The sequence below is a fragment of the Peribacillus sp. YIM B13477 genome (genome assembly GCF_042787955.1).
GTDB lineage: Bacteria > Bacillota > Bacilli > Bacillales > DSM-1321 > Peribacillus > Peribacillus frigoritolerans.
On record NZ_JBHZPD010000001.1, the window covers coordinates 655,740 to 668,889 of the forward strand.

Below are 13,150 nucleotides of genomic sequence, written 5' to 3' on the forward strand. Positions count from 1 at the left end.
TTCCACTCTTTTTGAATGGTTAAAATACATTTTTACGTCCCTTCAGATAGGAAGGAGGAAAGGTCATGTTTCCAAGGATGACATCGGAGTCAGCACCGGTAGCCATGGGAACGTTACTTGTATGACCATGGAAAGTCTCATTTGCAAGTAATGCAAAAGCCACCGCTTCTTTTGCTTCAGAAGAGTATCCCAACTCTTCTTGAGTCATAACTCGAATAGAATTTCCAAGCAGTGATTGAATCATGTTTAATAGCGTTTTGTTATAGCTGCCACCTCCGCCAATGATCACTTCTTCAATACTGGTTTTTGGAAAGATGAAATTTCGATAGTTTTCCACAATGGACTTTGCTGTAAACATCGTTACTGTTGCCAAAATATCTTGGTTTGGAAGCGATTCAAACATCTTTAATAGTTTTACTACATATTGCTTTCCAAACAATTCCCTGCCCGTTGATTTTGGTGGAGGGCTCATAATATAAGGATGACTGATACAATAAGATAAAAGTTCGTCATTGATTTGTCCTTGTTTAGCTATGTTTCCACCTTCGTCATAGCTTATATTGAACAATTGGCGGCATACTTCATCAATGATCATATTCCCAGGCCCTGTATCAAAAGCGTACATGTCATCCAAAGATGCTTGCTTGGGTAAGACGGTTACGTTTCCAATGCCACCTATGTTTTGAAGTAATCGTCCCTTTGCTTCACTTCTATAAAGAATGTATTCGGTAAAAGGAACAAGAGGAGCTCCTTGTCCACCAGCAGCCATGTCCATCGTCCGGAAATTAGAGATTACAAGTGTGTTTGTATCGTGAGCAATTACTGCAGCTTCCCCAATTTGCAAAGTGGAGGGTATATAATTTTGTTCTTTTAAAGGCTGGTGGTAAATGGTTTGTCCATGGGATCCAATAAGATCAAGTTTATTAATGGGAAAACCAGCTTTATGACATACTTCCTTTGCTGCATTGGCAAATAATTTCCCTAATTTAAAATTCAAACTGCATATTAACTGCACATTGGATGTATCTGCAGATAAAGACTGCATAATTTCTTTTTCAATTTCTTTTGGAAACGGGCATGTCATGAACTCAATCATTTCGATTTCAGTCTCGAGTCCACTATTATTCACCCGAACGAGTGCGGCATCAATTCCATCCAGTGATGTTCCGGACATTAATCCAACTATGTACATCGTCATTCCACCTACTTCGATTCTTTTAACATCCTGATATAGCATAATATACAACAGTGTATGCTATTAAGATAAAACCTTTTCCAATATATTGTTTATGGATGCTTTACGTCCATTGTTCACTGAGAGGGTCTTTTAAACTATCATGCTATTTCTTGAAGATCATTTTACTTTTATATCAATCTGTTTAGTTTGTTTGCTTTCATTGTGGGTGCGGTCCAATGCTGTCACAACATATGTGTAAGTCTTTCCTTTTTCTACACTGCCGTCATTAAACAATTGACTTGTATTTTCTTTATGCACTGTGGCAAGTAAGTTCGTTGAATCTTCAATGTTTCCTTTTTTCTTCCCATCAAAACGATAAATGGCATAATAGGTTGCATCTGATTGCTTATGATCTTGAATTTCGAATTGTATCCCATCTCCTGATTGTGTGGCCTTGCTCACCTTTGGGGCCTTTGGTGCATGATCATCAATCCAAGGCATGGCTGGAACCAATGCGGGATGCTTATAAATATCCTCGCTTAAGCGATCCGCTATCCCAAGAGGGTTTTTCCGTAAATCCTTGGCACTGAAATGCATGCTTCCATCAAATTCCTTATATGTTCGATTCAGTTTTAACTGGTTTGGCATTTCTTCAGGGTTGAACCAGTTTTGCACACCATTGGACTCTGTATTAATTTTATAGTCTCCCTGTCCAATATAGAGTTGAACATTTTTACCTGCGACTTCTTTTGTCCACCAATCCAGAAGTTTGGCATAGTCAGCTACTGGCAATCCTATATTCCAATATAATTGAGGCGCAATATAATCAATGTATCCATTATTGATCCATGTTCGGGTATCTGCATATAAATCATCATAATTCGTTTGTCCAGCGGCAGTGTCAGATCCTGTGGGATCAACTGCTTTGTTGCGCCAAACTCCAAATGGACTTATACCAAACTTCACATATGATTTTTCTGCCTTGATTTCTTCATTTATATTCTTAACAAGATTATTTACATTATCCCTGCGCCAATCTTCAACATTTGTAAATCTATCTGCTCCATATTTTTGATAGGAAATATCATCTGGGAAAGGTACTCCTGCAATCTTGTAAGGATAGAAATAATCGTCCATATGGACTGCATCGATATCATAATTCTTAACAACTTCCAATATTCCATCGATCACAAACCGTTGTACGCCAGGAATGCCTGGGTCAAAGTACAATTGCTGTCCATATGGTATGACCCAATCCGGATGCTTTCTAGCAGGATGAGATTCTGGAAGATTATCAATATCCGCTATTTCAGCTGTTTTACCTAAAGGCATCGTAATGCGGTACGGATTAAACCACGCATGGAATTCCATATTGCGATCATGTGCCGCTTCTACCATGAATGCAAGAGGGTCATAACCAGGATCTTTTCCTTGGACCCCTGTTAAATATTTTGACCAAAGACCGTATTCAGAAGGATAAAAAGCATCCGCAGTGGGTTTGATTTGCATAACGACAGTATTCATCCCCATCGCTTTTTGTTCATCCAAATATTTTATGAATTCCCCTTTCTGTGCTGATATGGATAAACCAGGTTTGGACGGCCAGTCAATATTTAACACACTTGCAATCCAAGTTGCCCGCAGTTCCTGTTTTACATAAGTAGTTGCTTGCGGGATTGTCCCTGATTCAGCTTTTGCAATCAAATCAGCTGGAAGGAGAAGTGATCCTCCCACCAAAGCGGCTAGTGCCAATGAACCGAATTTTTTCTTTGTAATTCTTTCATGCATCAATAGTACAACCTCATTTCATTACTAATATTTATATTTAATTATTTGTAAGCGTTAACAAATAATGAATATATGTATCTATCACCTATGAAAACTGAGATAAAATCCAACAATAAAAAGAATCGTAGGTTTGGTTCACGAAATGGCTACTCGTTTCACCTTTATTTTTAGCAGAAAGATAACAATCAATTAGTTACCTTACATTTATTTTAAAATTAATTTTTAAAAATGTATACACAATATTGAAATTAAATTTTAATAGTGATATAGTCTCTTTAGCTAATAAAGTTTCACCACTTTCACCACTGAAATAAAAAAGGATGATATGTATGCTAGAGCATTTAACGACAGAGAGTCGTAATGAAAAGACCATGAGTTTAGATGAAATGGGAACTCTTGAATTTTTAGAAGTGATGAACGAAGAAGACATTAAAGTTGCCCATTGTGTAAAAAAAGAACTTCCGCAAATTTCTAAAGCTGTGGACATGATCGTTGAAGCCATGAATAAAAACGGCAGATTAATTTACATGGGTGCAGGAACAAGCGGACGCATCGGTTTATTGGATGCAGTAGAATGTCCCCCAACATTCAATACCGATCCGAGTGAAGTAGTGGGTCTCATAGCTGGTGGGGAAAAGGCTTTCATTAAGGCGGTTGAAGGTGCTGAAGACAGTTTTGAATTAGGTCCTGAAGATTTGAAGAAAATCGAATTGACAGACAGGGACGTCGTAGTGGGCATTGCAGCTAGTGGACGCACTCCATATGTTATTGCTGGATTGGAATATGCCAATCAAGTTGGTGCAGGAACTGTGTCGATAAGCTGTAACAAAGGTTCCGAAATAGGTAAGATTGCAAAAGTTGCGATTGAAGTGGTAAATGGGCCTGAAGTCCTGACGGGTTCTACACGTTTAAAAGCTGGAACATCGCAAAAGTTAGTATGCAATATGCTTTCCACTGCCTCAATGGTTGGAGTTGGAAAAGTTTATGGGAATTTAATGGTAGATTTACAGTTAACTAATGAAAAGCTGGTTGAACGTGCAAAACGTATTATCATGGATGCCACTGACTGCAGCTATGAAATTGCAGATGAATTTTTAGAAAAGGCACATGCCCAGCCTAAAATCGCCATTGTCATGATATTAACGAATGTATCATATGAAGAAGCCTCAAATCGTTTAGTGAAGGCACAAGGATTCATAAGAAAAACGATTTAACGCTTTATAAAAAAATTAAAAATTGGAGGAACAAATAATGAAGGTATTATTCGTATGTTCAGGTGGAATGTCCAGTGCAATCGTTGTAAGCGCTTTAAAAAAGGAAGGGGAAAAACAAGGTATAAACATAGAAGTATTGGCGGTCGGCACACAAGAATTCGATGCAGAAGTACGAAATGGCTGGGATGTTGCGATGGTAGCTCCGCAAGTCAAACATCGTTTCGATGGCTTTAAGGCTTCTGCAGATGAAGCGGGCGTCCCATGTGAAGCCATTCCAGCTCAAGCCTACAGCCCTCTAGGCGGACCTAAGCTACTTAAACTTGTAACGGAACTAGCAAAATAATAAACGGACCACTATATCACTATACGTAAAAGGGGAAAACACGAATGGACAAGTTTGTAGCTTTTTTAGAAAATAATCTTTCAACACCTATGGCTAAATTGTCTGAGCAAAAGCATTTACGCGCAATTCGGGATGGTGTGGTTTCCGCGTTACCATTCATCATCTTTGGCAGTTTATTCTTGATCATTGCATTTCCGCCCGTTGCAGCAGATACTGCATTAGGTGAATGGTCTGCAAAACATATAGCTGAAATTTTAATTCCATATCGATTAACGATGTTTATCATGACGCTATATATTACTTTTGGTATAGGCTACAGCTTATCTCAAAGCTATAAACTTGATCCGCTATCTGGAGGTTTACTATCATTGGCAGCCTTCTTGTTCACAATCGGGGTAGAGATGATGGATGATGTGGGGTTTGTTATGCCAATGACAAATCTCGGAGGCCATGGCCTTTTTGTAGGAATGCTTGTATCCATTTTTGCTGTCGAAATTCTACGTCTTTGTAAGACAAAAAATATCACGATTAAAATGCCGGATTCTGTACCAACTTCAGTAGCCCGTTCATTTGAAGCATTAATTCCAGTTTCAATTGTCCTGCTTGTCATGACTTTAATTACAGTCGTTTTTGCTGTTGATTTACATTCACTTGTTAATAAAGCGGTTGCACCGCTCATCAGTGCTGGCGATACATTGCCAGGTGTATTAATTCCAGTATTTTTGATTACATTCTTTTGGTCATTTGGTATTCATGGCGTATCGGTAGTAGGTGCCGTAGCCCGTCCGGTATGGGAAGTATACTTGGGGAATAACTCGGCAGCAGTTGCAGCCGGAAAGGCAATTCCCCACATAGCTCCTGAAACATTCTTCCAATGGTTTATTTGGATTGGTGGATCTGGTGCAACATTGGGATTAGTAATAGCCATGCTCTTAACGGCGAAGTCCAGCTATAGTAAAGCAATGGGGAAAGCAACAATTGTGCCGAGCATTTTTAACATCAATGAACCTGTTATCTTTGGGATGCCGATTGTACTAAACCCGGTACTGATTATTCCATTCATCATTACACCGCTGATTGGAGCAACACTTGCATATATAGCAACGTCCATCGGACTTGTGAACCCGACATATGTAATGGTTCCCTGGACATTGCCCGCTCCAATAGGTGCCTACCTTTCAACGGGCGGTGATTGGAGAGCCATTGTTCTCGTGATGGTGAATTTAACCATTTCGGTCCTTATATATCTGCCATTCTTTAAGATGTACGATAAAAAGCTTTTAGCACAGGAAAACATGGTAGAAACAACGGATAACAAAAATATCGCTTTATAAGGAATACCTAAAAGGGAGTTTGGGACTAATGCTCCAAGCTCCTTTTATTAATTGAGGGGGGGAAAGGACATGAATTCAACATCCAGAATTCACTTTTTCAGTTACAAAAGTGCCTTTCTATTTTTTGGCTTCATTCTTGTTTTTAATTTTATCTTTAACAGATTAATGGATGCCTTTGAGATAAATAAACAATTATCACTGTACTTAGGAAATACCTTTGCCATAAGCGCAGGATTGACGATGGTTGTTTGTTTTGTTGAAGGTAAGTTTAAAAACAAGAAACAAGCAACGCTATTATTCTTGTCTTTATTAGCGGTAAGTGCACTGGTTTGTTATGAAATAATCTATAAATGAATGAAGAATCCAGATTAGCTTACGATGAGGTGTTGGGGAAATGGAAATGAAAAAAGGGCTGAAGATTGCCACAATCGGTGGAGGCTCCAGTTATACGCCAGAATTAATAGAAGGATTTATAAAACGATATGATGAGTTACCTATTAGGGAACTGTGGTTAGTGGATATTGAGGCAGGAAAAGAAAAACTGGGGATTGTAGGAACCTTGGCAAAACGGATGGTTGAAAAAGCAGGACTTCCAATGGAAATACATCTGACGTTAGACCGCCGTCAAGCCTTGCAAGATGCTGATTTTGTCACAACTCAAATGAGAGTGGGTTTACTTGATGCACGAATCAAGGACGAGAGGATCCCGTTGGAATTAGGATTAATTGGTCAAGAAACAAATGGGGCAGGAGGATTGTCCAAGGCATTACGAACGATACCCATACTTCTGGAAATTGCAGAAGAAATGGAGGAGCTCTGCCCTGATGCATGGTTAATTAACTTCACAAATCCAGCGGGGATGGTAACGGAAGCCCTGCTCCGCTACAGTAAACATAAAAAAGTCATTGGAGTATGCAATGTTCCATTTAATATGCATATGTCTATTTCTAGCATGCTTGGTGTCGATATGAAGAGAGTGCACATAGATTTCGCCGGTTTAAACCACATGGTATTCGGGATGCATGTGTTCGTTGATGATCAAGAAGTAACAGATAAAGTGCTTGAAATGCTTGGCAATCCTGAAATTCAGCTGACGATGAAGAATATTGCCCCATTGGCTTGGAACAGAAGGTTTTTGAAATCTTTAGGAGTGGTGCCTTGCCCGTACCATCGGTATTATTACAAAACAAAAACGATTTTAGAAGAAGAGTTGGAAGCATTCAAATCAGGGAAAACCCGAGCTGAAGTTGTGAAAAAATTAGAAGAAGATTTATTTGACCTATACAAGGATGAAACCCTTGACATCAAGCCTCCACAACTAGAGCAGCGCGGTGGAGCTTACTATAGTGATGCAGCATGTAACGTCATTTCTTCTATTTATAATGATAAAAAAGACATTCAAGTGCTAAATGTACAAAACAAAGGAGCGCTTACTGATATTGATTATGATTCAGCAGTCGAAGTAAGCTGTATCGTCACCAAGAATGGACCAATTCCTTTGGCTATGGGTAAATTACCCGTACAAGTGCATGGCTTGATCCAACAAATTAAATCATTTGAGAGAATTGGTGCTGAGGCAGCCGTTACAGGTTCTTATGATAAAGCGTTATTGGCTTTAACGATCAACCCGCTCATCCCAAGTGATGACCTGGCGGAAATGGTTTTACAAAAACTTTTAAAGGCGCATGAAGAATACTTACCGCGATTCTTCAGTGAAAGTGCTGTTCCGAACATCAAGTGAATGGTGTTTTTAAGCAGTGAATCTGGATTACAGTAATCCAATGAACCTTCATAATCTAACATAAAATGGGAGTGTAATGATATGTCAACTGAACTGAACAATAACGAAATGGAAATTTTTGAAATAATATCACATAGTGGAAATGCAAGAGGATTAGCATTCGAAGCACTGAAAGAAGCGGAAGAATTTAATTTTGAAAAGGCAGAGGAACTAATTAAACAAGGCCAGGAAGAATTGAACATGGCCCATAAGACACAAACCAAGCTCATTCAAGCAGAATTGAATGGAGTTCCAAGTGAGAAAACTTTATTGATGATTCATGCTCAAGATCATTTGATGACAGCAATGAGCGAACAAAAACTAATAGAACACATGATTCGCATAGTAAAAAAGCTAGCCCCACAACAGTAAAGAGGTGTTTAAAAATGGGTAAACTCGGAATATCTATCTATCCAGAGCATTCAACCGTTGAAAAAGACATGGAATACATTGCACTTGCACACAAATATGGCTTTAAAAAGATCTTTACTTGCTTGCTTTCTGTCGAAGGAGACAAAGAGAAGATTTTAAAAGAATTTAAAGAAACGATTCATTATGCCAATCAATTGAATATGGAAGTGATGGTCGATATTGCTCCCCGAGTATTCGGTTCACTAGGCATTTCGTATAATGACTTATCATTTTTTGCAGAATTAGGTGCGTATGGAATCAGGCTGGACATGGGTTTTACAGGCAGCGAAGAGTCGATCATGACACATAATCCATATGGTCTAAAAATTGAAATAAACATGAGTAATGCAACGAAGTATCTAGAAAATATCATGGATTACAAACCAAATATAGAAAATTTAGTTGGATCGCACAACTTCTATCCCCATCGCTATGCAGGATTGAGCTATCAGCATTTCATTAAATGCTGTGAGTCATTCAAAAAGCATAATATCCGCACGGCAGCTTTCATCAGCTCACATGCAGCAACGTACGGACCTTGGCCTATAATGGAAGGATTATGTACATTGGAAATGCACCGGGAATTACCGATTACAACACAAGCGAAACATTTGTATGCTACAGGATTGATTGATGATGTAATCATAGCAAATGCTTACGCATCTGAAGATGAATTGAAACAGCTTAGCTTGTTAAACAGCGGTCTGTTAACATTTAATGTTAACCTTCACGAAACCATAACAGATTTGGAGAAAAAAATAGTATTGGAAGAATTCCATTTTTACCGTGGAGATGTTTCCGATTATCTAATTCGCTCGACTCAATCACGCGTGAAATATAAGAGCGAAGAATTTAAACCAACATATACGCCTGATATTAGACGCGGTGATATATTAATTGAAAACGAGCTCTATGGACAATATAAAGGGGAATTGCAGATTGCATTGAAGGAAATGAAGAATTCGGGGAAAACGAATGTAGTTGGCCGAATAGCAGAAGAGGAAATTTTTCTCCTCGATTATTTGGAACCATGGGGGAAATTCCAATTCAATATTAATGGATCAGGGAAGGAACGGTGATACTCCTTCCTTTTTTACTGAATAGGAGAATGACATGAATTATATTATCGGTGTTGACGGCGGAGGGACCAAAACTGAAGCAGTGGCTTATGATATGGATGGTAATAAAATTAGTGAAGGCAGAGCGGGGTTTGGAAACCTGCTTATTAATGAAAAACAAGCCACCGCTAACATTATACAGGCAATTGAACAAAGCATGACTCCTATTGATGATGGTAGCTGCCTATACATTTGTTTAGGATTAGCCGGGTATGGAGGAGTTGAAAATCCGCAGGGCATAAAAAGTGCATTAAGCAAGGCATTTAAGGTCCCGTTCACCATTGTAAATGATGCAATTATCGCTCATGCTGCATTGCTAAAAGGAAATGATGGCATTTTGACCATATCCGGAACGGGATCTGTAAGTATCGGCATCCATGAAGGAATCGAGAAATCGGCTGGTGGATGGGGACACATTCTTGGGGATGAAGGAAGTGGCTATTGGATCGCCATGCAGGTTTTTATAAAAATGACGAAAGAAGAGGATGAAGGGTATGAATATAGCCATTTAACCGAGTCGATACTGAAAAAACTTGGCTATCTTAGTGTAATGGAACTGAAGAAATTCATTTATTCCGCCACGAAATCCGAGATTGCCGCGTTTGTTCCCCTAATTGTCCAACATGCGGAGAAGGGTGATGGCTTCTCACAAAATATTCTGAATCAGGCCGGGTACCACCTTGCAATACAAACGCTTGAGGTTATCAAGAAGTTAAAGTTGTGTGAGAATGTTACAATTGCATTAAAAGGTAGCATATTGACTAATATACCATTGGTGCAAAGCTCATTCATCAATCATATTAAACTTGAAAACCCAAATGTGAAATTTGTTTTAGAAGACGTATCAGCTACCTTGGGTTGTTACTACATAGCAATGAAGCATTTAAAGTAAGTAAAGATCAAGGAGAGTAAATCATATGCAAGGCGAAAATATTATATTGAGAATTGAAAGTTTATTGAACCAACTGCCCAAATCAGAAAAGAAAATTGCACAATATATTTTAGAAAATCCCAAAGATATAGTTAGAATGACGATACATGAATTGGCTGACCATGCCAACGCAAGCAGTTCGGCAGTAACGAGGTTCTGTCATTCCATAAAAGTTAATAGTTTTTCAGAACTGAAGGTATCCCTATCATCCCTGATTTCCCAGCCGGAGAAAAAAGGTTTCCATGACATTGAGCCTAATGAAACAATAGCATCGATCAAAAATAAAATTGTGTCCAATTCCGTCCAGGCCATACAAGAAACGGCACATTATTTGGATGAGGCCGTTCTTGACAATATCATTGAAACCATGAGGAGTGCAGATGTGATTTATGTCTATGGTTTAGGGGCATCATGGCTCGTTGCTGAAGATATTACACAGAAATGGTTACGGTTAGGAAAGATTGTAAGTGCCAATCAAGACCCGCATATTACGGCCACTGCACTTGCTGCATCATCAAAGAATACCGTTTTTTTCTGTATATCCAATAGTGGCGAAACTGAAGAAATTCTGGAACTCGTTGATATTGCTAAAGCATATGGCATTAAAACAATTGGTTTATCGCGATTGGGGAACAATGGACTAACTAAAAAAGTTGATATGTCACTAAATCATGTACGTGCACCGGAGGCTAAATTCCGAAGTGCTGCAACAAGTTCGCTTTTTGCCCAATTTCTAACGGTCAGCATTATTTTCTATGCGTATGTTTCGAAATACTATAATGAAAATAAAAACGAAATTGAACGTTCAAGGGAATCGGTACTGAAATTCACAAAAAGGAATGTGGATACCTAAATGTGGGCCTAATAAAATGGATAAAATGAACGAACCTAAATTTTAGCTTGAGATGTTTCCGATCAGGATGCCTTGTAAAAATATACATCACGATGAAAGGAAGATGTAAGCTGAATGATCCAAAAGAATTCTCCGAGTCCCATTTATCATCAACTTGAAGAGGAGATTAAAGGAGCGATTCAAAGTCTTGAATTGGTGCCAGGAGAGATGATTCCTTCAGAAAAAGAATACACTGAAAAATATGGCATAAGCAGGATGACGGTGAGACAGGCCATTTCTAACCTCGTGAATGGCGGTTATTTATACAGGCAGCGCGGAAAAGGAACATTCGTTGCCGAACATAAATCGGAGCCGCCCTTGCAAGGTCTGACTAACTTTACAGAGGATATGATTTCAAGAGGACTTAAACCAAGTACGCGAGTTATCAGTTTTACGGAGGTCAAGGCAGATCATGAGCTTGCTGCAAAACTTGAGGTTGAAGCAGGAACTGCTATTTTCGAACTGGAACGTGTAAGGTTTGCTGATCGGTGGCCGATGGCATATGAAAGGCTATACATCCCTAAAGATCATGCCCTGGACCTTACGGAAGAAATAGCTGTAAGTGCCATTCATGATTATGTTGAAAAAAAGTACGGCTTAAAAATCCAGCATGGCAGACAGGTAATTGAAGCCTCCATCGCTCAAAAAAAAGAGGCGGAAATGCTCGGGGTAGCTGAAGCTTCCCCTGTATTGCTGATAGAACGAAGAAGTACCCTTGAAACCAATCAACCACTTGCGGTTGTCAGATCTGTCTACCGGGCTGATCGATATACATTCAAAATCAATTTGGAGCGGTTATCGTGAGCAATGGTAGTAATAATCCCGTTCTCAAAAGATTACTAAAAACCCCCCTTGCCTAAATATGGACAAGGGGGGGGTTTTAGTAGAATATCATTTTTCAAGTTTGAGAATTTGCCAGATAGAAAGGAAGGGTACGAATAACAATCCGGGACTTTCATTATTTCGCTAAGCTTTCTGTCAATCGGTTTTCTTTCCAAATGACTGTAATGCCAAGGCCAATGACGATAATGACAGCAGCGAAAAGATAAGGGTAGTGGATGTTTACGTCAAAAAGCAATCCTCCCATGGATGGCCCTGCGATATTCCCTAAGCTCGTATAGGTGGAGTTCATTCCAGCAACGAACCCTTGTTCTTTCCCGGCAGCTTTTGATAAAAATGTCGTCAATGCCGGACGAAGCAGGTCAAATGCAAGGAATATGAAGCAAGTTACCACTAGTACTGCCAAAAAGCTGGAAATCATAGTGGAAGCTACCGCAAAAATGGCCCCGACGATTAAACATAATTGGATAAGCTTCTTTTCGCCCAGAATATCTACCAGCTTTCCAAACATGAATACTTGCACAACAACTCCGAAAATAGAGCTTATTGTAATGATAATGGCAATATCCTTCGGCGTGAAGCCGAATTTATGATCAGAAAATAGGCTGAAAACCGTTTCATAGGCTGACAAACCAAAAGCGAGTACAAATACAATGATGAACGCAATGAAGTAAAGCGGATTCAGGGATTTTTTTAAATCGCCGATAAAATTCGTTTGCTTTGTATTAGCAGAAACTTTTGCAAGCTGTTCCTTTGTCATCGGTTCTTTTAAAATGAATATTGAAGAAAGGCAAGCTATAAAAGCAATGCCCGCCGCAAGGAAGAAGGGCAAGCGTATACCATATTCTGCAACAAAGCCACCGATTCCTGGTCCTATAATAAAGCCCAAGCTAATGGCGGCTGAAATATAGCCCATTGCTTTTGGCCTTTCTTGAACGGATGTAATGTCCGCAACATATGCAGTAACACCAGGCATGATAAAGGCGGCACTGATTCCGCCTAGGATCCTAGATAAATAAAACACCGACACATTTGTCCCTACACCGAAGATCAGTTCCGAAACACCAAAAAGGAATAAGCCGATGATGATGATTTTCTTTCTGCCGTAACGGTCAACCCAACGACCTGCGAATGGAGACATGACAAGCTGTGAAACCGCAAATACGGCAACCAGATAGCCCATCGTGCTTCCGGATAAATGCATGATATTCATAAATGACGGCATAACGGGGATGATGAGTCCTATTCCCAGAAAAGCAATGAATATATTGCTTAGAAGAATAATTAATACCGCCTTTTGATCTTTAATTGGTTTATTCATG

13 protein-coding genes are annotated in these 13,150 nt (G+C 39.2%); 10 read left to right on the plus strand and 3 right to left on the minus strand.

Going from position 1 to position 13,150, the window contains the following annotated elements:
* Positions 1-19: 19 nt before the first annotated feature.
* Both anmK and ACFX4H_RS03250 read right to left on the minus strand, forming a co-directional pair.
* Positions 20-1,192: an anhydro-N-acetylmuramic acid kinase AnmK gene (anmK, locus tag ACFX4H_RS03245; protein WP_377433908.1), complete on the minus strand. Its 1,173-nt coding sequence runs from the start codon at positions 1,190-1,192 to the stop codon at positions 20-22.
* A gap of 162 nt (positions 1,193-1,354) precedes the next feature.
* Complete coding sequence (locus ACFX4H_RS03250) at positions 1,355-2,965, minus strand: glycoside hydrolase family 10-like protein (RefSeq protein WP_377433911.1); 1,611 nt, start codon at positions 2,963-2,965, stop codon at positions 1,355-1,357.
* A 329-nt stretch (positions 2,966-3,294) separates the two neighbouring features.
* Between ACFX4H_RS03250 and murQ the strand changes: the two genes are divergently transcribed.
* From murQ to ACFX4H_RS03300, 10 genes are all read left to right on the plus strand, one after another.
* A complete protein-coding gene (gene murQ / locus ACFX4H_RS03255; protein ID WP_063590786.1) occupies positions 3,295-4,179 on the plus strand; it encodes an N-acetylmuramic acid 6-phosphate etherase in 885 nt (294 codons plus the stop codon).
* A 37-nt stretch (positions 4,180-4,216) separates the two neighbouring features.
* The gene (locus tag ACFX4H_RS03260; RefSeq protein WP_034307721.1) at positions 4,217-4,522 is read left to right on the plus strand and encodes a PTS sugar transporter subunit IIB; all 306 of its coding nucleotides are present in this window, start codon (positions 4,217-4,219) and stop codon (positions 4,520-4,522) included.
* A gap of 44 nt (positions 4,523-4,566) precedes the next feature.
* On the plus strand, positions 4,567-5,856 hold the full coding sequence (locus tag ACFX4H_RS03265; RefSeq protein ID WP_377433914.1) for a PTS sugar transporter subunit IIC: 1,290 nt from the start codon (positions 4,567-4,569) through the stop codon (positions 5,854-5,856).
* Between the two features lie 69 nt (positions 5,857-5,925).
* Positions 5,926-6,210, plus strand: coding sequence for a hypothetical protein (locus ACFX4H_RS03270; RefSeq protein WP_034307716.1), 285 nt, complete (start codon positions 5,926-5,928; stop codon positions 6,208-6,210).
* A 40-nt stretch (positions 6,211-6,250) separates the two neighbouring features.
* Entirely contained in the window at positions 6,251-7,597 is a 1,347-nt protein-coding gene (locus tag ACFX4H_RS03275; RefSeq protein WP_082201141.1) for a 6-phospho-beta-glucosidase, read from the plus strand.
* An 81-nt stretch (positions 7,598-7,678) separates the two neighbouring features.
* Positions 7,679-8,008 (plus strand): PTS lactose/cellobiose transporter subunit IIA, encoded by a 330-nt coding sequence (locus ACFX4H_RS03280; RefSeq protein WP_034307713.1) that lies wholly within the window; start codon positions 7,679-7,681, stop codon positions 8,006-8,008.
* A gap of 14 nt (positions 8,009-8,022) precedes the next feature.
* A complete protein-coding gene (locus ACFX4H_RS03285) occupies positions 8,023-9,126 on the plus strand; it encodes a DUF871 domain-containing protein (RefSeq protein ID WP_323602691.1) in 1,104 nt (367 codons plus the stop codon).
* A gap of 34 nt (positions 9,127-9,160) precedes the next feature.
* Entirely contained in the window at positions 9,161-10,057 is an 897-nt protein-coding gene (locus tag ACFX4H_RS03290) for an N-acetylglucosamine kinase (protein ID WP_241634287.1), read from the plus strand.
* A 25-nt stretch (positions 10,058-10,082) separates the two neighbouring features.
* Positions 10,083-10,949 carry a MurR/RpiR family transcriptional regulator gene (locus ACFX4H_RS03295; protein WP_249598815.1) on the plus strand — a complete coding sequence of 289 codons (867 nt, stop codon included), beginning with the start codon at positions 10,083-10,085 and terminating at the stop codon, positions 10,947-10,949.
* Between the two features lie 114 nt (positions 10,950-11,063).
* Positions 11,064-11,792, plus strand: a complete 729-nt coding sequence (locus ACFX4H_RS03300) for a GntR family transcriptional regulator (RefSeq protein WP_249598814.1) — start codon at positions 11,064-11,066, stop codon at positions 11,790-11,792.
* A gap of 154 nt (positions 11,793-11,946) precedes the next feature.
* Here ACFX4H_RS03300 and ACFX4H_RS03305 read toward each other — a convergent pair whose 3' ends face one another.
* The gene (locus ACFX4H_RS03305) at positions 11,947-13,149 is read right to left on the minus strand and encodes an MFS transporter (protein WP_034307700.1); all 1,203 of its coding nucleotides are present in this window, start codon (positions 13,147-13,149) and stop codon (positions 11,947-11,949) included.
* Position 13,150: the final 1 nt, after the last annotated feature.